The sequence below is a fragment of the Bacillus cereus group sp. BceL220 genome, assembly GCF_051776965.1.
GTDB classification, from domain to species: domain Bacteria; phylum Bacillota; class Bacilli; order Bacillales; family Bacillaceae_G; genus Bacillus_A; species Bacillus_A cereus.
On record NZ_JBPWBC010000002.1, the window covers coordinates 455,322 to 480,435 of the forward strand.

Consider the following 25,114-nt stretch of genomic DNA (forward strand, 5'->3'; position numbering starts at 1 on the left):
AAATGCAAGCGTTGATGAAGAAGAGTACACATGATGAACATGTCAGAGAGCTGATGGTTGGTGCGAATCAGTATGGAATTGATGTGGAATGGGCTTCGGAGCTTCCAAACCGAAACGAAAGAAGTAGGCTTTGGCGACATGATCTCATCGATACAAGAGACACGTATTGTTTTTGATACGGTAAAGTGCGTTACATTTGTAACGAATTAAGGTGGCACCACGGGAGTACCCGTCCTTTCTATAGGATGAGTACTCCCTTTTTGTGTATAAAAAATTAAATAAATGAAATCGTTTAAGTAAGAAGAGTACGTATATTGGAGACGTTACAGAGAGCCGGGAATAGGTGGGAGCCCGGTACGGTGCCATATACGGAATGGGCTTACGAGAGGTATGCTGAACAATTATTTTCAGTAGGCAACCCGGGTTCCGCCGTTACAAGGATAAGGTATAAATTTTGTACCTGAACAAAGCGGGATGCTTTTGCATCCAACACGAGGTGGTACCGCGGTATATTTATCGTCCTCTACATATTTTCGATATGTAGAGGACTTTTTTATTTTTCAGGGCGAGGTGAAGGACATGATGACGAAAGAAGAATTTATAAAACAAAAAAGAGAGAGAAAGACATTTTTAGTAACCACTGAAGAAGAAGGAGATAGCATTACGCCAATTTCTTTATATAGACGTATGAAAGGAAAGAAGAAATTTTTATTAGAAAGTTCACAGCTTCATCAAGATAAAGGGCGTTATTCTTACTTAGGATGTAATCCTTATGGAGAAGTAAAAAGCGTTGGTACGGAAGTAGAACGAACGATTTTCGGGCAAACAGAAAAGTTACAAGGTAACGTACTACAAGTGTTAGAAGAAATAATCGCACCATCACAAGTAGACAGCCCATTTCCATTTTGCGGAGGAGCAGTTGGTTATATTGGATATGATGTCATTCGGCAGTATGAAAACATTGGAGCGGATTTACACGACCCATTAAATATTCCGGAAGTACACCTCTTACTATATCGTGAGTTTATCGTTTACGATCATTTACGCCAAAGGTTGTCGTTTGTATATGTATGCAGGGAAGATGATTCAGCAGATTATGAGGAAGTATACGAAAGGCTACGAGTATACAAAGAGGAAGTGCTACAAGGAGAAGAAACTGAAGTAAATGCAATACAATCCACATTATCATTCACTTCTTCTATAACGGAAAAAGAGTTTTGTGAGATGGTAGAAATGGCGAAAGAACATATAAGAGCCGGAGACATATTCCAAGTCGTACTGTCACAGCGTTTACAAAGTGAATGTATTGGTGATCCATTCGCGTTATACCGAAAACTTCGAATTGCAAATCCATCACCATATATGTTCTATATCGATTTTCAAGATTATGTTGTACTCGGTTCTTCACCGGAAAGTTTGCTATCAGTAAGGGAGGATAAAGTAATGACGAATCCAATTGCTGGTACAAGACCGAGAGGGAAAACGAAGAGGGAAGATGAGGAAATCGCAAAAGAACTGTTAGACAATGAGAAAGAGCGAGCAGAGCATATGATGCTTGTAGATCTTGGGCGAAACGATATTGGTAGAGTGAGCGAAATCGGCTCGGTTACGATAGATAAATATATGAAAGTAGAAAAATACTCTCACGTTATGCACATTGTATCTGAAGTTTACGGAACATTGCGAAAACAAATGAGTGGATTTGATGCATTAGCGTATTGTCTACCAGCAGGAACAGTGTCGGGAGCTCCGAAAATTAGAGCGATGGAAATTATAAATGAGCTAGAGAATGAAAAAAGAAATGTATACGCGGGTGCAGTTGGATACGTTAGTTTTTCAGGAAATCTTGATATGGCGCTCGCTATTCGAACGATGGTCGTAAAGGATGAAAAAGCATACGTTCAGGCAGGAGCGGGAATTGTTTATGATTCAGACCCAGTAGCTGAATATGAAGAAACGTTAAATAAAGCGAGAGCACTATTGGAGGTAATGAAATGATTGTACTAATTGATAATTATGATTCATTTACTTATAACTTGTATCAACTGTTAGGTGAATACGAAGAAGATATTGTAGTCGTAAGAAATGATCAAATAACGATAGAACAGCTAGAAGAGATGAATCCAACAGGAATTGTGCTTTCACCAGGACCAGGAAAACCAGAGGATGCTGGTATTTGTATCGAAGTGATTCGTCATTTTTATAAGAACGTTCCCATATTAGGTATTTGCCTTGGTCATCAGGCGATTATATCAGCATTTGGAGGAGGAATTGTTCGAGCGGAGCGTATTAAACATGGGAAAACATCACGCGTGAAACATAATGGAACGTCAATTTTTTCATACGCTACACAGCCGCTAACGGCGATGCGCTATCATTCCCTTGTTGCAGAGCACACGAGCTTGCCAAAGTGTTTTGACATATTAGCGACAGCGATGGACGATGGAGAAATAATGGCAGTCCGTCACAATTATTATCCGCTCTTCGGATTACAGTTTCATCCGGAATCAATCGCAACAGAAGAAGGCGGAAAGTTAATACGTGCCTTTTTAACAGAAGTAAAAGAGGAGGAAAGAGTATGAATAGCTATCTTCGTAAATTAGTGGAGGGTCAACATTTAACAGAAGAGGAAATGTATAAAGCAGGACTACTTTTATTAAGTGAAAACATATTAGAAAGTGAAATTGCAGCTTTCTTAGTCTTACTGAAAGCGAAAGGTGAAACTGCAGAAGAAATATACGGTCTCGTTCGGGCTCTTCGCGAAAAGGCATTGCCGTTTTCGAACCATATACAAGGAGCAATGGACAATTGCGGAACGGGTGGTGACGGTGCTCAAACGTTTAATATTAGCACAACTTCAGCATTCGTACTGGCAGGAGCTGGCGTAAAGGTTGCAAAACATGGTAATCGTGCTGTTTCTAGTAAAACAGGAAGTGCGGACTTATTAGAAGAATTAGGTGTAAATATTAGCAGTACGCCAAGCGAAATTGATTATTTACTAGAGCATGTGGGCATTGCATTTTTATTTGCACCAGCGATGCATCCAGCACTAAGGCGCATTATGAAAATAAGAAAAGAGTTAAACGTGCCGACGATCTTTAATTTAATTGGCCCTTTAACAAATCCAGTGAATTTAGAAACACAATTTGTCGGTATTTATAAACGAGATATGTTATTACCAGTTGCGCAAGTATTACAAAAGTTAGGCCGGAAACAAGCACTTGTCGTAAATGGAAGTGGTTTTTTAGATGAAGCATCATTACAAGGGGAAAATCACGTAGTCCTTTTAAAAGATAATGAAATAGTGGAAATGATTATTGATCCAGAAAAGTATGGTTTTTCAAGAGTGAAAAATGAAGAAATTAGAGGGGGGAATTCAAAAGAAAATGCAAAGATTACAGTCGGCGTATTGAGCGGAGAAAAGAGTGTTTATCGCGATACAGTTTTATTAAATGCAGGTCTAGCTCTTTTCGCAAATGGAAAAACGGAAACGATTGAAGAAGGAATTAAACTCGCGGCACATAGCATTGACTCTGGAAAAGCATTAGCCAAATTAAACTTATTAATTGTAGCAAGCAACGAAAAATTAGAAAGGGTGAACTAAAGTGGGGACGATTTTAGATAAAATTGTAGAACAGAAGAAAAAGGAAGTTGCGGAGTTATATGAAATATATACACCAGTAAAAACAAAAAGAAAGACACATTCACTTGTAGAAGCGTTACAGCAGTTTACTGTCATTGCAGAAGTAAAGCGAGCATCACCATCAAAAGGAGATATCAATTTACACGTTGACGTACGAAAACAAGTGGGAACATATGAGAAATGTGGTGCAGGAGCAGTATCTGTTTTAACAGATGGTCAATTTTTTAAAGGATCGTTTCACGATTTACAAACAGCAAGAGAAGAAAGTAACATTCCGCTTTTATGTAAAGATTTCATAATCGATAAGATTCAAATCGATAGAGCGTATGAAGCGGGAGCAGATATTATTTTACTAATCGTAGCAGCGTTAACGAAAGAGAAGTTAAAAGAGCTGTATAGCTACGTGTTAGAAAAAGGATTAGAAGCGATTGTTGAAGTTCATGATGAACAGGAATTAGAAACTGCGATTGTATTAAATCCGCACGTTATTGGCATTAATAATCGTAATTTAAAAACGTTCGAAGTAGATTTAAGCCAAACTGAAAAGCTTGGAAAAAGATTGAATGAGGAGAAACTACTTTGGATTAGTGAAAGTGGCATTCATTCAAAAGAAGATATTATTCGTGTTAAAAGAGCTGGAGCCAAAGGTGTATTAGTTGGAGAGGCGCTTATGACATCATCTTCTATTAGTAGTTTTTTTGAAGATTGTAAGGTGAATATATGAAAGTGAAAATTTGCGGCATCACTGATGTGGAAACAGCGAAAAGTGCGTGCGAATATGGCGCAGATGCACTCGGATTTGTTTTTGCAGAAAGTAAGCGGGAAATCACTCCAAAGAGAGCGGAAGAAATCATTCAGGAGCTTCCAGCCAACGTGTTAAAAATCGGTGTTTTCGTAAATGAATCAGTAGAAGTGATCCAGAAAATTGCAGATGAGTGCGGGTTAACACATGTACAACTACATGGGGATGAAGACAATTATCAAATTAGAAGATTGAATATTCCGTCTATAAAGTCACTAGGAGTAACTTCAGAGAGTGATATGAAAAACGCCCAAGGGTATGAAGCGGATTATATATTATTTGATAGCCCGAAAGAAAAGTTTTATGGAGGAAATGGAAAGACATTTTCATGGGAGCTACTTAGAGATATGCCAAAAGAATTGCGAAAGAAAATGATATTAGCTGGTGGATTAAACGCTCTTAATATAGAAGAAGCAATTCGAACTGTTCGGCCTTATATGGTTGATGTGAGCAGCGGAGTAGAGACAGAAGGAAAGAAAGATGTAGAGAAAATAAAACAATTTATTATAAAAGCGAAGGAGTGTTCCAAATGAACTACGCATATCCAGATGAAAAAGGACATTACGGTATATACGGAGGACGATACGTTCCAGAAACGTTAATGCAATCTGTACTAGAACTAGAAGAAGCATATAAAGAAGCGATGCAAGATGAAGCATTTCAAAAGGAATTAAATCATTATTTAAAAACGTACGTCGGAAGAGAAACACCGCTATATTATGCTGAAAATATGACGAAGTATTGCGGTGGTGCAAAGATTTATTTAAAACGTGAAGATTTGAATCATACAGGAGCTCATAAAATCAACAATACAATCGGTCAGGCACTACTTGCAGTGCGAATGGGCAAGAAAAAAGTTGTCGCTGAAACAGGAGCTGGACAACACGGAGTTGCAACAGCTACTGTATGTGCTCTTCTCGGATTAGAATGCGTCATTTTTATGGGAGAAGAAGATGTAAGACGTCAAAAATTAAATGTGTTCCGAATGGAATTACTCGGAGCGAAAGTAGAAAGTGTAGCGGCAGGTAGCGGTACATTAAAAGATGCGGTAAACGAGGCGCTTCGTTACTGGGTTTCACATGTGCATGATACGCACTACATTATGGGATCTGTTCTCGGACCACATCCATTCCCGCAAATTGTCCGTGATTTCCAAAGTGTAATTGGAAATGAAACGAAAAAACAATATGAGGCGTTAGAAGGAAAGTTACCAGAAGCAGTCGTTGCTTGTATTGGCGGTGGTAGTAATGCGATGGGGATGTTTTATCCGTTCGTACACGATGAAGAAGTTGCTCTTTACGGCGTAGAAGCAGCTGGAAAAGGCGTTCATACAGAAAAGCATGCAGCAACTTTAACGAAAGGAAGCGTCGGTGTTTTACACGGATCAATGATGTATCTTCTGCAAAATGAAGAAGGGCAAATTCAAGAAGCACACTCTATTTCAGCAGGACTTGATTATCCAGGTGTTGGTCCAGAACATAGTTTGCTAAAAGATATTGGCCGCGTTTCTTATCAGTCGATAACAGACGAAGAAGCATTAGAAGCATTTCAATTATTAACGAAAAAAGAAGGCATTATCCCGGCGTTAGAAAGTTCACATGCTGTCGCATACGCATTAAAATTAGCGCCGCAAATGAAGACAGACGAAGGGCTCGTCATTTGTTTATCTGGCCGCGGGGATAAAGATGTAGAGAGTATAAAACGTTATATGGAAGAGGTGTAAAAAATGGGAGTAGAAAAAATTAAAGCAGCGTTTGAAAATGGTAAGAAAGCATTTATTCCGTACGTAATGGGCGGAGATGGTGGCTTTGAAAAATTAAAAGAAAGAATTCGTTTTTTAGATGAAGCAGGAGCGAGCATCGTTGAAATCGGCATTCCGTTTTCGGATCCAGTCGCAGACGGTCCAACGATTCAAAGAGCAGGGAAACGAGCGCTAGATAGCGGTGTAACAGTAAAAGGTATTTTTCAAGCATTAATAGAGGTAAGGAAAGAAGTGCAAATTCCGTTTGTACTCATGACATATTTAAATCCAGTACTCGCATTCGGAAAAGAACGATTTGTAGAGAAGTGCTTAGAGGCCGGTGTGGATGGTATTATCGTTCCAGACTTACCGTATGAAGAACAAAATATTATTGCGCCGTTACTTCGAGAGGCAAACATTGCGCTCATTCCACTCGTTACCGTAACGAGCCCTATTGAAAGAATTGAAAAAATCACGAGTGAATCAGAAGGGTTCGTTTATGCTGTTACAGTAGCGGGCGTAACGGGAGTACGTCAAAACTTTAAAGAGGAGATTCATAGTTACTTAGAAAAAGTAAAATTACACGTCAACTTACCAGTAGTCGCTGGATTCGGCATTTCAACAAAAGAACATGTAGAAGAAATGGTTACAATATGCGACGGTGTTGTCGTTGGAAGTAAAGTGATTGAGCTATTAGAAAATGAAAAACGAGAAGAAATATGTGAATTAATACAGGCAACAAAACAAAAAGAAGAGGCGTAGTCTCTTCTTTTTGTTTTGCGTAATAAATGTTAAAATATACAGAAAATACATATAATTTAGAGGGTGAGAAGACATGCTAAGACGGAAATTACTATATCTTCTTTTAACTGTACCACTATACGCTTGGCTCATTAGCATGACGAAAATAGAGTTGATGGCTCTATTTTTAGGATATGTATTTATCTTTTCCAACTTAAATCGCATTCAAGAACAGTCTATTTTAGAAATATGTCTATTTTCGATTAGTATAGAATTATTTAGTATCGTTTCGATTGTATTATTAAACGAATTATTTCTACGGATTCATTCATTTACATTAATGAAATTTTGGAATATTGTATTGCAAGCAATATGTACTTACATTGTGTTTGTTGTGTTAGATAAAATAGTCGGACAGCAGAGCGTTTTTCAGGATAAATAAAAAGGGTACTCTTAAGAAGTGAGTGAACGAATTATGTTTGAAACTTAGAGAGAGATAGCCTTTATATCTTGATTGTCACAAAGCTAAATATTGAAATAAAAAGAACATATACAAAATGAGTCTGATTTTAATATCAGACTCATTTTGTATATTAGGATTATGCAACAGGTTCATTAGCACATCCCCATGATATGATTTTTTTAGAAAGTTTTTCCCAGTCGGCTTTTAAATACCCGGGCAATTCGTCGAATAGTTTTTGTTTTTTTAATATATTTCCCTCCAATTCCTTGATTACATATTCTGGAATCGGGGTGTGTAGAGAGACTCCCTTTTTCTGTGCTAGTTTTTTTTCTAGACCATCGTCAAGTACATCAGTAGAAAATTTATCTAGATTTCCCCCTATTCCTTGCATTATGAGAAATTCATCATCTCTTGAATCTATTTCTTCAAAAGTGCAGGCAATTAGATCTGAAGCATCATAGAAAAAACCTTCAAGATAACTCTTGCGTTCAATATTTGTTTTCAAAGATTTCGCAGTTATTCCATCTTTTAAATCAATATATCTTAATTTTTCTTGATGAATATGAGAATTTTCAATTTTACAGAGCTTAAGTAAAAATTCTTTAGAGTACACATTGTGACAAAGTAAATAAAGGGAAGGAGGGATTAGGTTTTCTTTTTCGCGAACATCTAGCTCTAGTAGTTCAGTGATTTTATTATGCCTGTGTGAGTTATAAGTTCTCCGCAGCATTAATAAAGTGGAACCTATTTTATCAGTAGGATACGTTTTGTCACTATCTGAAATTGCTAGTACAAGGTGACCTTTATTGATTTCATATTGATATGTTTTATAGGAGCCACTCCCCCCGCCACTCCTAAGGTCAAATTTTAGATGAGCATTTACCTTATGATGATTTTCTGTAATGTATTTTTTTGCAATCTTTTCATAGAATTCGCAATCACTCATATCCTCAGATAATAGAATTGTTGGTAAAATTGATACTAAATGTGAAAAATAATCAATGGGAATTTCAAAAACTGTTTTGTTAGTAACTGTATTTGTACGATTGAATATACAGCTGCTGTCTTTTATAAGTATACAATCTTCACAAAATTGTTCATAAGAGGACAGATAAGTAAATTTCGAGAATACGCTAAAATACATGCGTTTCGAATCATGCTCTAATAAATCGAATTTATATAAAAATTCTAATGTATCAAGAGAAGCACTGATTATATGAAATCCTTCTTTTATAGCAGTAGCAATATTATTTAAAGCTTTAACTTCGGGACTTGTAATATTTATTGAATGAAGCTTACTTTTTATTTGCTGGATCACTGTGTCGTCTATTTTGATTAACATTAAAAATCCTCCGAACCAAAGAACCCTATCGGCCAATTTAAAAGTTGTCCATTTTCTGAATATCCAGTAGATTCTACCGTTGAATGATAAGCGTCTAGCTTGTTGAAAATCAATATATTAACTAAATCATGTTGGAAGTCAAATTTCTTTTTTGCAATCAAATACCCAATTCGGTTAAGCATCGTTTCACTATGTGTTTCGATTATTATTTTTAAATTTATATTGATTTCTTGTGCCTTGGTTATTAGTTGAACAAAGGTGTCTATTAATTTAGCTTGTAAGGCTGGATGTAAATGTAATTCAGGTTGCTCAATTACAATAGTGAACATGGATTTTTCGAATCCTTCTTTAAATTTAAAGAAGGTGCTTTTCCATACAGATTTTTGAGAAATGGTTTGGACTTTTGTAGCTTGCCACATAACAAGAATTATAGGAAGAATTTGAGAGTAACCAAATCCAGTATCTGCTAAATTTATTTCATCGGAATATTCGTCGTATTTGATTTTTAATGATGTGTGTCCACCTTCAAATGAAGTTGTTACACCAAATCCAAAATTATCTTTAACCCATTTATTAAAATGTGTTTTATCACGTGAATTCATGTTATGTATCATCATTGGAATATTAGTACCTTGTGAATCAATTTCGTCAACTGATAAGCCTTGTATTCTATAGTATCTTTCAGCGCTAGCTCTTAAAGGTGCTATATATTTAACTGATGAAAAACTTAATTCAAGATATCTGTTACATAAAGCAATTATTTGATTAAGATATAGTCCCAAGAGATTATCTATTAGCGTTTTTTGTAAATCAGGATCAATCATTGCAATTTTTGGGTTTTTTAGAAAGTAGTCCATAATTATATCTTGTGTCATTAAATTTTCAAAAATTTCTTTAGAACTTCCTAGAGGAATTGTCTCGATTACTTGTTTTATTTTGTTTCTAACAATTTCATCGTCATCATCATCGATATCAATATGACCAAATTCTACTATATTATTAAATAACTTTTGTATAAAATGTCTTTCTGTATAAAATGTACTATAATTACCGTCTTCTTTATAAGAAATTTGGGGAAGAATATTAGATGGTTCCAGAGAGTATGCTGCTTTAAAGAATTGTCCTCTGCTATATTCATTATCGTTAATGGTTAAACTTTTTAAGGTTTCTTTACTGCTCATTTCTATCTTAATTTGATGATCTTCAAAGTTTATTTGGATTTTATTAACAAACTTTTCGCTACATTCTATATGTATTTTAAAGTTAAATGGCTTATTTAAATCTGAATCCTCAATGTTGTTAAAAAAATTATTTCTACGAATGGAAAAAGTAGCGGATTCATACATAAAGTAACCTTTAGGTACAGTAAATTCAAATTCAAAGCAGATTTTTTCTTTTTTGTGTTTATAATTAATACTTTCTTCAAAACTCCCAAAATCTACAAATCTACTACTATACCAAAGAATAGGTTCATTGGTTCTAGTTTCTAGGGTTTGCTTCATTAATGGGAAAAATCTAAGGAATGTACTTTTACCAGAACTGTTTTTTCCAACTAACACTGTTAGTGGTTTTACATTTATTTCTCCAGTATCTTGTAGTGATCTTAAATTTTTAATTCTTATTTTATCCAATATAAATCCCTCCAGAATGGTCTAAATATATTATAAAACATTTTTCAAATATAAGGAGGAGAAATATTCCATAAAACTATATAATTTTAGGAGGAACATCGAGAATTTTAATTGAAATAAATATATTCAAATGTAACACGAAAAGCATGCTGAGATAAGGAAATCAACTTCAACAAAATACTGAAGTCGTTGTAAAATTTAGAACAAAAAATCCTTTTAAAACCAAGGTAAGAACGAGTCATGTGAAGAGAACTTTATAAATTTTTAAATCCTGAAATCCTGTTGGGAGTAAGCATTCACTTTTTATTGAATAAAAGCTTGTATAAACATGTATTTTCATTGTATGACATTTAAGATAGCATGACATAGGTATTTAGATTTTCTAGTCTGTTTTTGAAAGCAAAAAGAGATTCCTTATTTAAAGGGGACTCTTTTTTGTTTGACTTTAAAATAACTTCCTAATTTTAGAATGCGTTTATCTGTTTTTTAGATAAAATAAAAAACTGTTATAAATTAAATAAAAACAATGCAATCTGTTATATAATAGTTAAAAATTGTATTTTAAACGAAATGAGATGATAATATGGCCATATTGTTGGCACTTATCCCAATTATGATGATTTTCATTTGTTTATTTTTATTTAAACAAACGTCATTAAGGTCTTCGTTAATTTCTTATGCTGTGTCTGTTGGAATCGTTTTACTCTCGCCAACGTTTCAATTAGGGATAAGTGAAACTGTACACGCAACGATTAAAGGATGGTTAATTTGTTTTATTGTCGGGTACGTTTTATTTTTCGGTATTTTTTTATTTCACCTCATGAACAAAATGGGGTACATCGATCAAGTGGCACGTTTTCTAGAAGCAGTTACTCAGGATCGCTTATTACAAATGCTGCTTATGTGTTTTGGCATTTGCCCGCTTATTGAATCAGTAAGTGGATTCGGTATCGGCTTCATGGTTGCAGCACCTATTTTTCTTTCACTAGGATATAAACCATTTCAAGCTGTACTACTCTCATTCATCGGCTTACTAGCTAGTTCATGGGGCGCAATGGCAACTGGTACGATTATCGGTTCGCAGCTAATAAATATGCCTCTTACAACACTTGGCACAAATACAGCGCTATTAAGTATTCCGATGTTTGCTTACTTCGTTATTCTTTCTTTACACGTTGTTGGCGGCTGGCAAGCGGTTATAGAAAAGTGGAAAGAAGGAGTAGGATTCTTTCTATTATTTTCTCTCGGAATCTATCTTTCTAATGCATACGTAAGTGTTGAACTAGCCGGGATATTAAGTTCTATCGTTACGATTACCTTTGGCTTTCTTATCATTAAACTAAAAGGAAAAAGTGGGCAAAATCTTATAACAGAGCATGCGGCTGCAACGGAGAGAGAAGTATCCATTATAAAAATTATTAGCCCTTATATATTTCTAACAGTTTGTATTTTACTTTCTCGCCTCGTTCCAGCATTACATGATTTGTTCAGATCATATGCGGTTCTTGATTTGAAATCATACTCTTACAAACTAGAGTTACTATATTCACCAGGATTTTGGCTCGGTATGACTTGCTTATTTACTATTATTTTCTTCCGCATCCCGTCTAATATTATTAAACAATCACTCTCACAAACGATCAAACAATGGATTCCTTTTGCGATTACGACGACAATGTTTATCGCCATTTCAGAACTAATGGGTGCATCAGGCATGCATTCATTACTCGCAAAGACAGCTGGTGAAACATTTGGAACCTTTTTCGTTTTCGTTGCTCCGTTTATTGGTGCTATTGGTGGATTTTTAACAGGTAGTAACGCAGGATCAAATGCAATGTTTATAAAACTACAAATGCAAACCGCACAAAACGTAGCACTCCCGTGGCAATACGTCACAACACTGCAAAACACCGCATCATCAGTAGCGACAATCGCTTGCCCGTCACGGATTACACTAGGTGCTTACTTATGTAATATCCCTTACCGTGAAAATGAACTGTTAAAGAAGACGACGTTAATGATCTTTGGTGCGGTTTTGCTTGTAATGGTAGAAGTTATCGTTTGGTATATGTTGAGAAATTAAAAATCCTCCTAACATAGGAGGATTTTTTTTATGAATGGATAATGTTTTAAATATGAAAAGCTTCTACTAAGTCAACAACCCGCCACTTAACACCCTTACGGGTCGTTTGAAGTGGGGGCTTGCGTCTGTCGGAGTTCGACAGTGCTTCTACCCTCATAGAGAGCAACTACGCTTATTCCTACCCAGTAGTACGAACGAGCAATGCTCTCCTACCTTAGTATGGTGGAGCATAAGGACGGTTGACTTCGCCCCTACCACAAGAGCTATACTCCTGTGGTAACTACACTGATATGCTTAATTCCCTTACGGTGTAGATTCATCGCACCAATACGGTCATCATTTGATTGGTATTGGCAATTTTTACACTTAAAAGTGTGTAGCTTTTTATTACGATTCGCTTTTTCAATGTTTCCGCACTTAGGGCAAGTTTGGGAAGTATATTTGGGGTCTACCACAATTACCTTTTGTCCATTCAATTCAGCTTTATACTCAAGCATTTGACGGAACTGATAGAAAGCCCAAGATACAGAAACATAGCGGTTTTTCACTCGTACTTTCTCTGTCGCAGAACGAACCCCTGTTAAGTCTTCTAAAACAAACATAGTACCTCTAGGGTATGCCTCAACGAGTGCCTTTGTAATTTGATGGTTTACATCAGTTACATAACGGTTTTCTCTTGATCCAATTTGTTTTATTTTCTTACGAGAAGATGGTGTTTGTCGTGTTTGTAATTGCTTACGAGTAGCTTTAAATTTACCACGCTTATGTTTAACAATATTTCCGTTGTAGAAGGTTGTTTTGCCCTGACTATCATAAGTGGTTGCAAGGAAGTTGATTCCTAAATCAACACCAACGATGTTGTTTACATCTGCGAAATCTAATGTTTGGTACTCTTTTGTCATCGGGATATGTAAGAACCACTTTTTGTACTTATGCACTAATTTAGCAGTACCAAATTTCCAAGTGCTGTTGAAGTATTTCTTCATAGCCTTACGCTCATAATTTAGTTTTAGGCGACCTTCAAGCGTGTTTACACTAAATTGGTTTTTGGTTAGTGAATAATCTCGATTCCAGACTAAATCATATTCTGCAAGTTTGAAGTCAATCAAAGACCATTCATGTCCATTTGATTTAGCCGACTTGTAACGAGCAATTACAGTTTTCATCACAGATTGAGCCATTTGACTTTTTAACCTAAATTGATTTCGCAAATCAGAATAATATAAGTTATTGAGATTTACTTGATTAAGGTTCTTTGTTTCAAATATGTGTTTTGATAACCAATTACAAGCCTTGCGGTAAGCGTTCGTTGTTATCTTTAGACTTTCAGCTTGATTATCGGAAACATGGATTTGTATTTTTGCAGTAATTGTAGGCATTATTTTCACCGCCTTTCACTAATTAAATTGTAACAGATTTTTAGTGAAAGCAAACAACTTAAGTAGAGAAAGTAGGAGGCAAGGTGGAAGTTTCAGATACTTGATATGGTACAGAATCTTAGGATTTTTAACGTACCATACCGTATCTGCCGGCAATTCCTCCCCCACTTATCGTTGGGCTATCGCCCTTCACACGATTGAAGTAGGGGGTATCCTTGCCGATTTTAGATGAATAGGAGATGAAATGTATGCCCTTAAAAAATTACGGCGTGTTAAAAGGTACAGTTATACAATCAAAGATGGGAAAAGGGAAAACTCCTCATTATCAAGTTCATTTACAAGATGAAGCAGAAGTAGATTATCGTATTGCAATTAACGTAAAATCACAAAGTTATCCGTCAGAAGTTTTATATTTTGCGAGTAACAATATTAAGTCAGAGGCGATTCATATTTTACCGACATTACCATTCGGTTTTACAGAAATAAAAAACAATGAACCGAAAGTAGCTTTAGATTATGTAAGAGGAAATCTATTTGACTCAAAACAAATGATTCCTTTGCCTCCCGAAAAAGCAGGAGCAGATAATGATTTAAACGAAAAAATAGAACGTTATATAAAGCGAGCGATGGAAGAAAAAGCAATTATTTACGCGTTTGGCGAAAGATGGGGACCAGAAGAAAACACACCAGATTCTTATTTTCATTTCAAACCAGGAAACGGTATACATGATATTCACATGAATCAAGGGAATGTAGAAAAATGGCAAGGAGATAATGGTATATGGCAAGATGGAGGAATACTTATTCACTTTGAAAAGGAAGAAGAATGGATTGGTATCTTTCTTGCATTCCAATCACAGTCATGGTGTACCGATGAAGAGGGGCATGCTCGTGTTCCGGTTGAGCATTGTGATTATAAGAGAAGTAATTAAAGGGAAGAGCTAGTTCGTAATGAACTAGCTCTTCTCATTATGAACAAGATATATGTTGTTTAATGGTGAAATTGTGTTTGCAATATGAAAAACAGTGATAGGGTTATTGTTTTTCATTCGTATTAGAAAGTAGATACCAATTAGCAGTACAAGGAGGTCTACCTTTGAAGATAACGGAAGAAAATGTTGTAAAACAAATTAAAAAACGTAATGAGAAAAGCATTACGTTTATTATTCAAACATATGGAGGATTACTCAGCGCTATTATTAAAAAATATGTACAGAGCAATCAGCAAGATTATGAAGAATGCTTAGATGATGTATTATTAGCGATTTGGTTTCATATCGATTCATTTGATTCAAGTAAAAATACGTTTAAACAATGGATAGCAGCCATTGCAAAATATCGGGCAATTGATTATCAGCGAAAAAATGTGAGAAATCAGCAACAAACTGTCTGTACGGAGATTAATGATCGTCTGTATCAAGAACAAAGAAAACAAAATGACTTCTTAGACGTACAGGAACTGCTTAGTGAGTTGTCAGCAACAGATCGTAACATTTTTGAAAAGTATTATTTAGAAGGTGTACCGTCTCGTGAAATTGCATCCCATCTTAACGTGAAGGAGTCATGGATTCATAACAAACTGTCACGCGGACGAAAAAAGCTCAAACAGATTTTTATTTTTAAAAATGGAGTGTGAGGGCATGTCTATTTATAAAGAGTTAAATGATATTCAGTTGGATATCACAGAGTTTGAGGAGACTCCCTTAACCAAACTAGAGGAAAAGCAGTGGGAAAAACGTGTGAAAAATAAGCTCCGTAAAAACAAACATTCAAAAAAATGGTTCGGAGTCGCAGCAGCTTGCATGCTAATTGTCAGCATTACAGTGCCGCTTGGACAAACATCTTTAGCAAATATGCCATTTATAGCGGGATTAATTGAAAAATATATTGATAAACAGCAACCACTTGACTATTCTCCCTATAAAACGGCTATTGGGAAAACCGCTGAAAATAAATACGGTAAACTGACTTTAAATGAGGTACTAGTGGATGAAAATAAATTATTTATCAGTTCAACATTTGAGCCAGCGAAAGGTGTGAAATTTGATTACCAAACATATTTAATTCCACAGGTACGAATAAATGGGCGTGACTTTTCTAATGCAAAGGATGCACAATCAATTGGAGTAAATGATTCTATGTTTACAATTTACGGTGGTGTTGAGTTAAGTGAAATGCCACAAACTGATGAACTTCAAATCGAAATTACTTATGATACATTCAACAAGGATACTGTAATTGAGCAACCATGGATATTTGATATAGAAGTATCACAAGCTCAGTTGATGAAAGAGAAGCAGACGTTTGATTTAAATGAAACAATTGCTTTATACGATGGCAATAAAGTAATTGTTAAAAAAGTAGTTTCTACGCCGATTTCCACAACAATTTATTATGATGTGCCACAAAGTGCAAATGAAGATATTTATTTTAAAATCGAATCAGAATCTGGAAAAACATATATATTTAAAGAGGCATTTGTATCGAATAAAGGCGGAGACATTTCTTTTAGTAGATTTGATGGAATTAATGTAGCGGCGGGAAAATATTCACTTGTACCGTATTCGGGGAAAGAAAACGAAGTGATTGGACCATCTATTCCCATTCAATAACTTATTAAATCTGATAAATAATTATTTAAAGATAGAAGAGGGCGTTCAAAAAGAACGCCCTCTTCTTATTTTATAAAACGAAAAACTAACGAGTGTTGAAAGACAAGAGAACAGCAATGCCACACTAGAAAACGCAATGAGATACATATTATATTTCATAACCTGTCCAATTAGCTGATTACTGTCGTATTGAAACAGTCCTGCTATTATGTTGAATAAAAATAACACGATAAACATGACGACAACACCGTCTATTGATCCTTTAATGTCTGGTTTACTTAAAGCGATATGTGCGGAAATGCAAATGGCGATAAATAAAAATAACCAAAAGGAAGGATTCAATAAATTGCCGATTGTAAATAAGCTTTTCAATAATACAAACGTCGACAAGAGCATGTTTTGAATCATTTCTACATTAATAGAAGTAGAAGCAATCGTTTTTTCGAGAGTTGTATTAAATAAAAAATATGATTCTGGTACGAAATAGCGCATTAAAAGGATTAATGCAGTAATACCAGAAATAATAGGCCCAATGCCGATAAAGAAATTCCCAATTCGTTGATACACACTTTTTTGATTGTATTGATGTTGTATATAACCTAAAGCCCCTTGACTTGTATCTGTTGGGAAGAACTGAGTCGCCACAATTTTATGACGGAACAGTACGCACATAATGGCATGTCCAAGTTCGTGAATCGGAACACCGATCCAAGCCGTTAATAGGAATCCTTTTCTTCCAAAAGCTCTCGACCAATACATGCGTGTGAGAGATTCTAAATAGCCTAATAGAAATCCAATTACAATGATAACGCCAATTAAAGATAATAATTGGATTACGCTTGTAAGGAGTATTTGAAAAATTGAGTTTACCAATTCCATTTTCTTTCATCCAATCTGTTAAAAATATTATTTATTCTGTTTCATAATAGCATTTTTTTTCAAGATTGCTAGCACATATATTTTCTTTCGGAAGAAGGATTTCAGAATCTTTTTCTTGTAGTCATGTTTTATGTACAAATTCATATATTGAACTTGTAACACCCTATAAGGTATATGCTTAAGGAGGGATAAGAGAATGAAATGTCCGTCATGTCATACAGAAAATGCAGTAGAGGCAAAGTTTTGCGGGAATTGTGGACATTCGTTAACGGAAGAAGTAGTGGCAAGTAGTGGCCAAGAAGAAGGGCCGGAACAAGCACGTGCGGCACAAGCAAAGGAAGCTCGGCCAAATGAAACGGTAGAGCAAGCGAAGCGGTTTGCGAGCGGCTATTTTCAATTTTTTAAACATGCATTACAAGCACCGACAGCGATTATGAAAAGCGGCGCTATTGAAGTGCGAAATGGAATTGTAAGTCTTGTTCTTATTTGTTTTTTAGGAGCATGTATTTTTTATAGAATGATGAGTGCAGCATCAGCAGTTACGAGAACATTTGCACCAGATATATCTACTCCCACGTTTTTGGGAGAATCTATAACGGTCTTTTTCTTTTTATTAATTTTAACTTTATTTGTCGGATTTATTATTTTTGTAAGTGGTAAGATGATGAAATCATCTTTTTCATTTCTTGAAGTATTTGGTATATGGGGAACGATAGCGACGCCGGCTATTGTCATATTAGTCCTTTCTTTTCTTTTTAGTTTCTTATTAATCTTTTTCTTACCGATATTATTATCGGTAGTTGCAACTTATATAGGCATTAGTATAACTGTAGCCGTATTAAAGCTAGACAATGGCGGATTAGATCTCGTTTACACACTTATTATTGCAAATGTTTTAATTGGAATTGCAACATTCATTGTACTTTGGTCTTACATTAGCACGATAATTCAAGCCTTAACACAGGGAATAACTGGCTTCTAATGAAAAGGTGGTTGACTGAATGAATGTATGTACAAAGTGCGGAGTTCAGTTTGAAGATGGTGTGCAATTTTGTCAAAACTGCGGGATGAAGAGGGGAAGTCCTGTAGTAAAGAAGAACATGAGCAGTGGTACAAAAGTTGGCATTACACTGTTAGCACTATTTGTTATAGCGATTATTGGATTATATTTGTACGGATCATCGTATTATACGCAGGTGGCACAAGTAGACCGGATGATTACGATTTTACAAGAGCGGGACGGAGAGAAATTAGCTGAGATCGTTACGGCAGATGATCCATCGGTTATGATAACGAGAGAGAGTGTAACGCCTCTATTTTCATATATAAAAGAAAATCCATCTTACGTAAATGAATTAAAAGAATATTTGAGACAAGGTGAAAAACAACGGGACGGAATAGAAAGAGCTGATTTTTCATTAACGAAAGACGGGAAGTATTTCTTTATATTTGATCGGTATAAATTGAAAGCGAAGACGTACTATACAACTTTGCTTACAAATGAAAAAGGCGTAGCGTTAAAAATGAACGGAAAAGAAATTGATAAGACAGATGACAAAAAGTTTGAGAAGCAATATGGGCCGTTTCTTCCAGGGAATCAAGTGTTTCAATCAGAATATAAAAATGATTATGTAAAACTATCGCGTGAGGAAAAGGTTGTACTTATGAAACAAAGCCAAAATAACGTAACGATAGATTTAACGTTGCAAGGTCAATATATTACAGTTCAAACGAACGCGCCTGGTGCAACATTGTACGTAAATCAAAAACCGGTTACAGCGCTGATAGGAGAAGAAATTACATGGGGGCCAGTAGCGACTGATGGAAGTGCGACGATTTATTTAGAACGAAATGGAGAAAGCGGACGAGAAACGACACAAGTAGAGACGGTAACGGCACTTTCGTCTTATAATCTTCCATTCCAAACGAAAAGTGCAGAAAAAACAGTTGTTTATAATGTTACCCCGCCACCTACGACTGGGTATGTATATAATGGTTTCATCTTTCCTGATAGTGATATTCGAAAATTAATGAGCGCAGATTTAACATATTTATCGAAAGAGCAGTTAAAAATTGCTAGAAATGAAATATATGCAAGGCATGGACATATTTTTCAAACGAAAGATATGCAAGTGTATTTTGCAAAACAGTCTTGGTATAGAGAAAATCTTTATTTTAAAGGAACGTTAACAGATATTGAAACTTATAATATTGAACTAATCAAATCAAGAGAATAGAGCACTTGAAAAAGGTACAGTGTATATTGCTGTACCTTTTCTATCGTTATTTAGCTGGACCAGGATCCCTTGAGAAAAAGATATGAAAGAGAAATGTGACTTTACTTGATCCTCCTGATGTACTAGCTTGTATATGTGATAAAGGACCAGACGTTAGAGCAGCCTCGGAATGGGGTGGTACGACTATTTTGAGCGCATGATCTGATTCTGGTGAAGCAGTAACAGTAATTGTATCATCAGAGAAGTTTATAATTTTAACAGAACCGACTGGAAAGATGGACTTGCCAGCATGTGATGCTGAAGCGAATTGGGTAGCTTTCCAAATATCTTGCGCAAACGTATCATCGTTAGATAACCAAGCACGAGCGCTATATATTGTTGCATTAATGGAAAATTCTTGGTCAAGTGAGACGGCGGGTTTCGGTTCTTTTGGTTCTTGCGGTTCATCTGGAAGCTGGGCGAGAAGGCCGGCGCACATACATTTCACCTACTTTCAATAGTAACTGTTATAGCATATTAAACATGTTGTTTATAAGACACGACAGTTACCTATTCGCGTATAAGTTTGTGCAACAAATTTGAAGATAAAATTCTCTTTCTTTACAATGGAGTTAGGTGTTATTTCTATAAAATATGGAAAACGTAAAGAGTATGTAAAAAAGAAGGAGTGGTAAAGTGAACTATGTCATTATTGGCGGAGATGCAGCTGGTATGAGTGCAGCTATGCAAATTGTTAGAAACGATGAAAATGCAAATGTTGTAACTTTAGAAAAAGGTGAAATTTATTCATACGCTCAGTGTGGATTACCGTATGTCATTAGTGGTGTTATCGCTTCAACTGAAAAGTTAATCGCGCGCAATGTAAAGACGTTTCGTGAGAAATATGGAATTGATGCGAAAGTGCGTCATGAAGTAACGAAAGTAGATACGGAAAAGAAAATGGTGTACGCAGAGCATACGAAGACGAAGGATGTCTTTGAATTTCCATATGATCGATTATTAATTGCGACTGGAGTACGTCCTGTTATGCCAGAATGGGAAGGACGGGAATTACAAGGCGTTCATCTTTTAAAAACAATTCCGGATGCTGAGCGCATATTAAAAACGTTAGAAACGAATAAAGTTGAAGATGTAACCATTATTGGTGGTGGTGCAATCGGACTAGAGATGGCAGAAACATTCGTCGAACTTGGTAAGAAAGTAAGAATGATTGAGCGAAATGATCATATCGGTACGATTTATGATGCAGATATGGCAGAGTACATACATAAAGAAGCAGATAAGCATCATATTGAAATTTTAACGAATGAAAATGTAAAAGCATTTAAAGGAAATGAACGAGTAGAAGCAATCGAAACGGATAAAGGTACGTATAAAGCAGATCTTGTTTTAGTGTCGGTTGGAGTGAAGCCAAATACTGATTTTCTTGAAGGGACAAATATACGTAAGAATCATAAAGGAGCAATCGAAGTAAATGCATATATGCAAACAAATGTGCAAGACGTATATGCAGCCGGTGATTGCGCAACACATTACCACGTTATAAAGGAAATTCATGATCATATCCCGCTCGGAACGACTGCCAATAAGCAAGGGCGACTTGCTGGACTGAATATGCTGGATAAACGAAGAGCCTTTAAAGGTACGTTAGGTACAGGTATTATTAAATTTATGGATTTGACGCTTGCAAGAACAGGATTAAATGAAAAAGAAGCGAAAGGGCTACACATCCCGTATAAAACAGTCAAAGTAGATTCGACTAATATGGCGGGCTATTATCCAAATGCGAAACCACTTTACTTGAAATTACTATACCGTTCTGACACGAAACAATTATTAGGCGGACAAGTAATTGGAGAAGAAGGCGTAGATAAACGTATTGATGTAATCGCAATGGCACTCTTCAATAAAATGAGCATTCACGATTTAGAAGATGTCGACTTAAGTTATGCCCCACCATATAACAGCGTTTGGGATCCAATTCAGCAAGCGGCAAGGAGAGCGGAATAGCACTTTTTAAAGTGCTATTTTTTTCGTTAAAGGGGAATAATTATTTTTGGCGAATAAAAAAGGGGGAAATAGTTATAGATAGGGAAGGGGATTTTTTTAATGGTTGTAGCACTTCAAAAAGTTCAAGAATTAGAAAAAGAAATATTACGCAATTTGTACGCATTATATCTTCATGATCTTTCTAAGTTCACTATGAATATAACTATCGGAGCGAACGGATTTTTTGAATACGAAGATTTGCATATGTTTTGGAAAAATGACGGAATCACGCCGTATTTTATAAAAGTTGATCATAGTATTGTAGGATTCTTATTACTACTGGAACGTCCGTTTTTGAAGAAGGAAAATGATTTTGGTATTAATGATATTTTCATATTGAATCAATATAAAGGAAAAGGAATCGGTAAACAAGCTGTTGAGAATTTACTAGAAGAGAAAAGAGGACAATATTTCGTTATCGAACTTCTAAAAAATGTACCAGCAGTGTCGTTTTGGAAGAAAGTATATAAAGAACTAAACATTGAATTTGATGAGAGAGCGCAGCTAATTGATGATGAAGAATGTCTCGTTCAAACGTTTAAATTTTAATGGAATTGGTGTTCCTTTTATATTAATTTGAAATTTAACTTTATCCCGCTATTTGCGGGCAGTAAGACCCCCATCTCAAAATCCAGCGAAAGCAAAGAAGTTAGGTGGGTGATCAACTGCCCGTAAAAGCCCGATTGGTTCAACTAATAATCAGTGGGGATGAAGACCCCTATTGATTAAAGTTTCACTTTATTTTGAATATACCGTTCCCCCTTGAAAACATATTACTAATCGCTTATATTTTCATATAGTATTTATTTTTTTAACGAAGCAATGAACGAACCAGGGGGCGCAGTATGGCAATTAATATGAAAACAATCGAAGAATGGATTGTTGAATCAAATACAAGACATGAAGAAGACTTTGGACACGTTGTGGAAGAAATGAAAGAAGTATGTGTCGGACTTGATAACGCGACATTAATTTATACGAAAAATGTATTTTGTTTCGGTAAAAAAGTAGAAGTATTTTTCTTCTTCCAAGACCATGTCGTGATCGGACAAGAAAAAGACGAATATATTGAGATTGAAAAATTAAAGTATGATGCCATTACAAATAGTAATTTAAAAACAAATGACAAAAATACAACGTTAGAATTAAAGTTTGCTAACGGACAATCTATTAATTTAGATAGTTTAAATGATAACTACGGTACGAAAAATTGGTTATTTGCTAGACAAATTAAGAGTATTTTTAAGTTAATCTAGTAAAAAGCAGACCTCAAAGGGTCTGCTTTTTACTTAATTCCTATTACACAAAGGCAACCTCTTTCTTCATAGCATTTCACACTTGTAAATCCTGTTTTATAAAATAGGTTTATTAATTCTTCATTCGTTTTCCATTTCTCCATATGATATTGAATTTTGAAAGTTTCAGCTACTAATAAAAAAGATCCATTCGGTTGTAAGACGCGAAATATTTCTTTTATATCTTGTTCCACATCGGGCCAAAAGTAGTGTGTTTGAAAAGCGGTTATGAGATCGAAGAAGTTTGTATTGTAAGGAATAGAGGAGACACTTGCCTGATGAATGATTACTTTTCCTTTTTTTACGTCCTGTATATTGGCTTTCTTTGAGTTTTCAACAGCTTGATCTGAATAATCAATTCCATATATTTTCCCAAATGGAATTCGTTTTGAAAGAGTATGTATTGTTTTGCCGCCGCCACAACCAATATCTAAAGTAATTGCATCTTTACGTATATGTATTTTTTGTAATCCCCAATTTGTTAGTCTCATATGTGCAGCGTTCATAATACAAAGCATGGAAGAACCAATGGTCCCGCGAGGGTTTTTTGCTTGCTGAATTAATCGTTGTAAAATGTTCAAGTTACATTCTCCTTTTATGTAAGAATATATACTCATTTCGCTTTTTATAAATTAAGTCCTTTAAAAAAAGCACGCCGTCTACCGGCGTGCTTCTAATTATGCAAAGCCCCTTTTAACCAATTCCGCGCCCGATACGCCCCAACTGGAACTTGAATAAGAGACGTTTCATTCCCAGCATCAATTCCGTACAATTGATCACATGAATTTGTATCAAAACTTAGTAAAGGATGCCCGCCCATCCCCATAGCAGTTGCAGCAAAAACGAGTTTATGAACGAGGATACCAGCTTCCATTTGGTGAATACGGTATCCTCTATAGCCTAATGCATGTGTATAGTAACCTTTCTTTCCGACTACATGTAAGCAAAGCGGTACTTGAAAAAGGTTTACGTTATCCATCGTCATACTAGACTGAAGTGGGTAGCGAAGGTCTCCATACCGAATTGGTTGTATGGAATGTGTTTTACTGTTATAAGCGTAAGCCCCGTTTTTAATATTTTTCACGTTATAAAAACATCCATATAAGGAGACGCGCGCATTTTCATTTAAATACTTACCATCAAGGTCGCTGTAATAAGGGAAGGAGAGGCTCGCTTCTTGTAGTAAAGTAGCGAGCTCAGATGCATCCCATTTCCTTAAAATAAAGTCCGCATCAGGAGAATATCGTTTTTTACAAAGTTGTAGGAAATCATACGATAACCGTTCTACTTTCGGTAGCTGTACAGCGTACGTATTATGTTGATAGTGCTCTTCATGATGTAGTGTTTGGAAGTGTTCTGTCGATTCAATCATAGAAGCTTCATTTATTTTTGTTATCATCGGATGTTCATTTACATGTTTTGAGCGAACGAAATGTTCATGTGCTAACGGCGGAATTTGTTGCAACAACTCATGAGAAGTAACTGTTTTATTTTCACGGTAATCATTGTGAAACCAATTAGTTTCTGGCTCTGTACTTAAAGGAATAACGGCATACACACTTTCTTCACCTTCTGACAATCCGAGTAAATGGTTCAGTGCACGGTCTAGAAATTGAAAGTATACGCCGTTCGTATAACCGAACTGTTTTGCACATTCTAGTAATTGTCCAATGAGAACCCCGCTATCTAATCCTTGAAGGCGATATGAAAAGTTATTGTATTTAAAGAAGTTTTTCCAAAACATAGTGGATACGAATGCGGCACCGAAACAATCATGTATATTACAGCGATTACCGAGTGCGTCTGCTAAATAAGAATCGAAATTTCCTTCGCGAAGTAAAATAAGTCGGTGATGCGCGGCGTCATAATGGTAAATGCCATCTGGATAATCGTCAATCTTTAAATAGATATACAATTCATTCGGATATAAAGCACCGCCTGAAGGAATGGATCTGCGTAATACATTTCTCTCGCTATTTAGCTGACATAATTGTGTTACACCAAATGAATACCAAAGGTAGTGACCAATCTCATTTAGAGTAGGTGTAGTAGAAGAGTTCGATAAAGATAACGGGATTTCTAAGGAGAGCGGGATGGTAGGTACATTTCGATATAATTTATAAGGAAGCGGTGCGTCTTTCCAGTCCACCTCATGATTCGGCATAATTTCATCAATAGAGAAATGGAGATGATGTAAAAAAGTATCTAGCTGCATGA

General features: G+C 35.7%; 24 protein-coding genes and 2 other annotated features. Of the genes, 17 read left to right on the plus strand and 7 right to left on the minus strand.

Annotation, left to right across the window (positions count from 1 at the left end; genetic code table 11):
• Nucleotides 1-2: 2 nt before the first annotated feature.
• Nucleotides 3-240, plus strand: a binding site (T-box leader).
• A 42-nt stretch (nt 241-282) separates the two neighbouring features.
• Nucleotides 283-527, plus strand: a binding site (T-box leader).
• A 52-nt stretch (nt 528-579) separates the two neighbouring features.
• From trpE to ACS2FK_RS07255, 8 genes are all read left to right on the plus strand, one after another.
• A complete protein-coding gene (trpE, locus tag ACS2FK_RS07220; protein ID WP_063546846.1) occupies nt 580-1,998 on the plus strand; it encodes an anthranilate synthase component I in 1,419 nt (472 codons plus the stop codon).
• The gene (locus tag ACS2FK_RS07225) at nt 1,995-2,582 is read left to right on the plus strand and encodes an aminodeoxychorismate/anthranilate synthase component II (RefSeq protein WP_063546848.1); all 588 of its coding nucleotides are present in this window, start codon (nt 1,995-1,997) and stop codon (nt 2,580-2,582) included. Before trpE ends, ACS2FK_RS07225 begins: the two co-directional genes overlap by 4 nt.
• Nucleotides 2,579-3,604, plus strand: coding sequence for an anthranilate phosphoribosyltransferase (gene trpD, locus ACS2FK_RS07230; RefSeq protein ID WP_001089856.1), 1,026 nt, complete (start codon nt 2,579-2,581; stop codon nt 3,602-3,604). Before ACS2FK_RS07225 ends, trpD begins: the two co-directional genes overlap by 4 nt.
• 1 nt (nt 3,605) lies before the next feature.
• A complete protein-coding gene (gene trpC / locus ACS2FK_RS07235; RefSeq protein ID WP_000536699.1) occupies nt 3,606-4,367 on the plus strand; it encodes an indole-3-glycerol phosphate synthase TrpC in 762 nt (253 codons plus the stop codon).
• The gene (locus tag ACS2FK_RS07240; protein ID WP_000865142.1) at nt 4,364-4,978 is read left to right on the plus strand and encodes a phosphoribosylanthranilate isomerase; all 615 of its coding nucleotides are present in this window, start codon (nt 4,364-4,366) and stop codon (nt 4,976-4,978) included. Before trpC ends, ACS2FK_RS07240 begins: the two co-directional genes overlap by 4 nt.
• Nucleotides 4,975-6,168, plus strand: coding sequence for a tryptophan synthase subunit beta (gene trpB, locus ACS2FK_RS07245; RefSeq protein ID WP_001105036.1), 1,194 nt, complete (start codon nt 4,975-4,977; stop codon nt 6,166-6,168). The genes ACS2FK_RS07240 and trpB overlap by 4 nt, the downstream gene beginning before the upstream one ends.
• A 3-nt stretch (nt 6,169-6,171) precedes the next feature.
• Entirely contained in the window at nt 6,172-6,948 is a 777-nt protein-coding gene (gene trpA / locus ACS2FK_RS07250; RefSeq protein ID WP_063546850.1) for a tryptophan synthase subunit alpha, read from the plus strand.
• 73 nt (nt 6,949-7,021) lie between these two features.
• Nucleotides 7,022-7,369 carry a DUF4029 domain-containing protein gene (locus ACS2FK_RS07255; RefSeq protein WP_063546852.1) on the plus strand — a complete coding sequence of 116 codons (348 nt, stop codon included), beginning with the start codon at nt 7,022-7,024 and terminating at the stop codon, nt 7,367-7,369.
• Nucleotides 7,370-7,526: 157 nt separating this feature from the next.
• Here ACS2FK_RS07255 and ACS2FK_RS07260 read toward each other — a convergent pair whose 3' ends face one another.
• Nucleotides 7,527-8,732: a hypothetical protein gene (locus tag ACS2FK_RS07260; protein WP_063546854.1), complete on the minus strand. Its 1,206-nt coding sequence runs from the start codon at nt 8,730-8,732 to the stop codon at nt 7,527-7,529.
• Nucleotides 8,732-10,363 (minus strand): AAA family ATPase, encoded by a 1,632-nt coding sequence (locus ACS2FK_RS07265; protein ID WP_063546856.1) that lies wholly within the window; start codon nt 10,361-10,363, stop codon nt 8,732-8,734. Before ACS2FK_RS07265 ends, ACS2FK_RS07260 begins: the two co-directional genes overlap by 1 nt.
• A 583-nt stretch (nt 10,364-10,946) precedes the next feature.
• Between ACS2FK_RS07265 and ACS2FK_RS07270 the strand changes: the two genes are divergently transcribed.
• The gene (locus tag ACS2FK_RS07270; protein ID WP_063546858.1) at nt 10,947-12,446 is read left to right on the plus strand and encodes an L-lactate permease; all 1,500 of its coding nucleotides are present in this window, start codon (nt 10,947-10,949) and stop codon (nt 12,444-12,446) included.
• Nucleotides 12,447-12,709: 263 nt separating this feature from the next.
• On the opposite strand, the gene ACS2FK_RS07275 is transcribed toward ACS2FK_RS07270, so the two are convergent.
• Nucleotides 12,710-13,825 carry an RNA-guided endonuclease InsQ/TnpB family protein gene (locus ACS2FK_RS07275; RefSeq protein WP_001142359.1) on the minus strand — a complete coding sequence of 372 codons (1,116 nt, stop codon included), beginning with the start codon at nt 13,823-13,825 and terminating at the stop codon, nt 12,710-12,712.
• 248 nt (nt 13,826-14,073) lie between these two features.
• Here ACS2FK_RS07275 and ACS2FK_RS07280 point away from each other — a divergent pair, with 248 nt between their 5' ends.
• From ACS2FK_RS07280 to ACS2FK_RS07290, 3 genes are all read left to right on the plus strand, one after another.
• Nucleotides 14,074-14,757, plus strand: a complete 684-nt coding sequence (locus ACS2FK_RS07280) for a DUF2278 family protein (RefSeq protein ID WP_063546861.1) — start codon at nt 14,074-14,076, stop codon at nt 14,755-14,757.
• 164 nt (nt 14,758-14,921) lie between these two features.
• The gene (locus ACS2FK_RS07285) at nt 14,922-15,461 is read left to right on the plus strand and encodes a sigma-70 family RNA polymerase sigma factor (protein ID WP_063546863.1); all 540 of its coding nucleotides are present in this window, start codon (nt 14,922-14,924) and stop codon (nt 15,459-15,461) included.
• A 4-nt stretch (nt 15,462-15,465) separates the two neighbouring features.
• On the plus strand, nt 15,466-16,437 hold the full coding sequence (locus tag ACS2FK_RS07290; RefSeq protein WP_063546865.1) for a DUF4179 domain-containing protein: 972 nt from the start codon (nt 15,466-15,468) through the stop codon (nt 16,435-16,437).
• A 45-nt stretch (nt 16,438-16,482) separates the two neighbouring features.
• Here ACS2FK_RS07290 and ACS2FK_RS07295 read toward each other — a convergent pair whose 3' ends face one another.
• The gene (locus tag ACS2FK_RS07295; RefSeq protein WP_000424522.1) at nt 16,483-17,316 is read right to left on the minus strand and encodes a hypothetical protein; all 834 of its coding nucleotides are present in this window, start codon (nt 17,314-17,316) and stop codon (nt 16,483-16,485) included.
• A gap of 196 nt (nt 17,317-17,512) precedes the next feature.
• Here ACS2FK_RS07295 and ACS2FK_RS07300 point away from each other — a divergent pair, with 196 nt between their 5' ends.
• Together ACS2FK_RS07300 and ACS2FK_RS07305 are read left to right on the plus strand one after the other, a co-directional pair.
• Nucleotides 17,513-18,298 carry a zinc ribbon domain-containing protein gene (locus ACS2FK_RS07300; protein ID WP_063546867.1) on the plus strand — a complete coding sequence of 262 codons (786 nt, stop codon included), beginning with the start codon at nt 17,513-17,515 and terminating at the stop codon, nt 18,296-18,298.
• A 19-nt stretch (nt 18,299-18,317) separates the two neighbouring features.
• Complete coding sequence (locus ACS2FK_RS07305) at nt 18,318-19,553, plus strand: TcaA 3rd/4th domain-containing protein (RefSeq protein ID WP_063546869.1); 1,236 nt, start codon at nt 18,318-18,320, stop codon at nt 19,551-19,553.
• Nucleotides 19,554-19,599: 46 nt separating this feature from the next.
• Here ACS2FK_RS07305 and ACS2FK_RS07310 read toward each other — a convergent pair whose 3' ends face one another.
• Nucleotides 19,600-20,031 (minus strand): hypothetical protein, encoded by a 432-nt coding sequence (locus tag ACS2FK_RS07310; RefSeq protein WP_000332407.1) that lies wholly within the window; start codon nt 20,029-20,031, stop codon nt 19,600-19,602.
• 197 nt (nt 20,032-20,228) lie between these two features.
• Between ACS2FK_RS07310 and ACS2FK_RS07315 the strand changes: the two genes are divergently transcribed.
• The 3 genes from ACS2FK_RS07315 (at nt 20,229) to ACS2FK_RS07325 (ending at nt 22,858) form a co-directional block, all read left to right on the plus strand.
• Nucleotides 20,229-21,563 (plus strand): CoA-disulfide reductase, encoded by a 1,335-nt coding sequence (locus ACS2FK_RS07315; RefSeq protein WP_063546871.1) that lies wholly within the window; start codon nt 20,229-20,231, stop codon nt 21,561-21,563.
• Between the two features lie 99 nt (nt 21,564-21,662).
• Nucleotides 21,663-22,151, plus strand: a complete 489-nt coding sequence (locus tag ACS2FK_RS07320; RefSeq protein ID WP_063546873.1) for a GNAT family N-acetyltransferase — start codon at nt 21,663-21,665, stop codon at nt 22,149-22,151.
• A gap of 296 nt (nt 22,152-22,447) precedes the next feature.
• Entirely contained in the window at nt 22,448-22,858 is a 411-nt protein-coding gene (locus ACS2FK_RS07325; protein WP_000996806.1) for a DUF3908 family protein, read from the plus strand.
• Nucleotides 22,859-22,887: 29 nt separating this feature from the next.
• Here the strand turns inward: ACS2FK_RS07325 and ACS2FK_RS07330 are convergent, their stop codons facing one another.
• A complete protein-coding gene (locus ACS2FK_RS07330; protein ID WP_063546875.1) occupies nt 22,888-23,478 on the minus strand; it encodes a class I SAM-dependent methyltransferase in 591 nt (196 codons plus the stop codon).
• 92 nt (nt 23,479-23,570) lie between these two features.
• Nucleotides 23,571-25,112, minus strand: coding sequence for a SagB family peptide dehydrogenase (locus tag ACS2FK_RS07335; protein ID WP_063546877.1), 1,542 nt, complete (start codon nt 25,110-25,112; stop codon nt 23,571-23,573).
• Between the last annotated feature and the right edge of the window lie 2 nt (nt 25,113-25,114).

What these genes read in the sequence shown, in the direction of transcription:
- ACS2FK_RS07270 (WP_063546858.1), top strand. Translation starts at nt 10,947, where the DNA reads ATGGCCATATTGTTGGCACTTATCCCAATTATGATGATTTTCATTTGT.
- ACS2FK_RS07275 (WP_001142359.1), bottom strand. Translation starts at nt 13,825, where the DNA reads ATGCCTACAATTACTGCAAAAATACAAATCCATGTTTCCGATAATCAA.
- ACS2FK_RS07255 (WP_063546852.1), top strand. Translation starts at nt 7,022, where the DNA reads ATGCTAAGACGGAAATTACTATATCTTCTTTTAACTGTACCACTATAC.
- ACS2FK_RS07280 (WP_063546861.1), top strand. Translation starts at nt 14,074, where the DNA reads ATGCCCTTAAAAAATTACGGCGTGTTAAAAGGTACAGTTATACAATCA.
- ACS2FK_RS07305 (WP_063546869.1), top strand. Translation starts at nt 18,318, where the DNA reads ATGAATGTATGTACAAAGTGCGGAGTTCAGTTTGAAGATGGTGTGCAA.
- ACS2FK_RS07260 (WP_063546854.1), bottom strand. Translation starts at nt 8,732, where the DNA reads ATGTTAATCAAAATAGACGACACAGTGATCCAGCAAATAAAAAGTAAG.
- trpD (WP_001089856.1), top strand. Translation starts at nt 2,579, where the DNA reads ATGAATAGCTATCTTCGTAAATTAGTGGAGGGTCAACATTTAACAGAA.
- trpE (WP_063546846.1), top strand. Translation starts at nt 580, where the DNA reads ATGATGACGAAAGAAGAATTTATAAAACAAAAAAGAGAGAGAAAGACA.
- ACS2FK_RS07225 (WP_063546848.1), top strand. Translation starts at nt 1,995, where the DNA reads ATGATTGTACTAATTGATAATTATGATTCATTTACTTATAACTTGTAT.
- ACS2FK_RS07240 (WP_000865142.1), top strand. Translation starts at nt 4,364, where the DNA reads ATGAAAGTGAAAATTTGCGGCATCACTGATGTGGAAACAGCGAAAAGT.
- ACS2FK_RS07335 (WP_063546877.1), bottom strand. Translation starts at nt 25,112, where the DNA reads ATGCAGCTAGATACTTTTTTACATCATCTCCATTTCTCTATTGATGAA.
- ACS2FK_RS07325 (WP_000996806.1), top strand. Translation starts at nt 22,448, where the DNA reads ATGGCAATTAATATGAAAACAATCGAAGAATGGATTGTTGAATCAAAT.
- trpA (WP_063546850.1), top strand. Translation starts at nt 6,172, where the DNA reads ATGGGAGTAGAAAAAATTAAAGCAGCGTTTGAAAATGGTAAGAAAGCA.
- trpB (WP_001105036.1), top strand. Translation starts at nt 4,975, where the DNA reads ATGAACTACGCATATCCAGATGAAAAAGGACATTACGGTATATACGGA.
- ACS2FK_RS07300 (WP_063546867.1), top strand. Translation starts at nt 17,513, where the DNA reads ATGAAATGTCCGTCATGTCATACAGAAAATGCAGTAGAGGCAAAGTTT.
- ACS2FK_RS07320 (WP_063546873.1), top strand. Translation starts at nt 21,663, where the DNA reads ATGGTTGTAGCACTTCAAAAAGTTCAAGAATTAGAAAAAGAAATATTA.
- ACS2FK_RS07310 (WP_000332407.1), bottom strand. Translation starts at nt 20,031, where the DNA reads ATGTGCGCCGGCCTTCTCGCCCAGCTTCCAGATGAACCGCAAGAACCA.
- ACS2FK_RS07290 (WP_063546865.1), top strand. Translation starts at nt 15,466, where the DNA reads ATGTCTATTTATAAAGAGTTAAATGATATTCAGTTGGATATCACAGAG.
- ACS2FK_RS07295 (WP_000424522.1), bottom strand. Translation starts at nt 17,316, where the DNA reads ATGGAATTGGTAAACTCAATTTTTCAAATACTCCTTACAAGCGTAATC.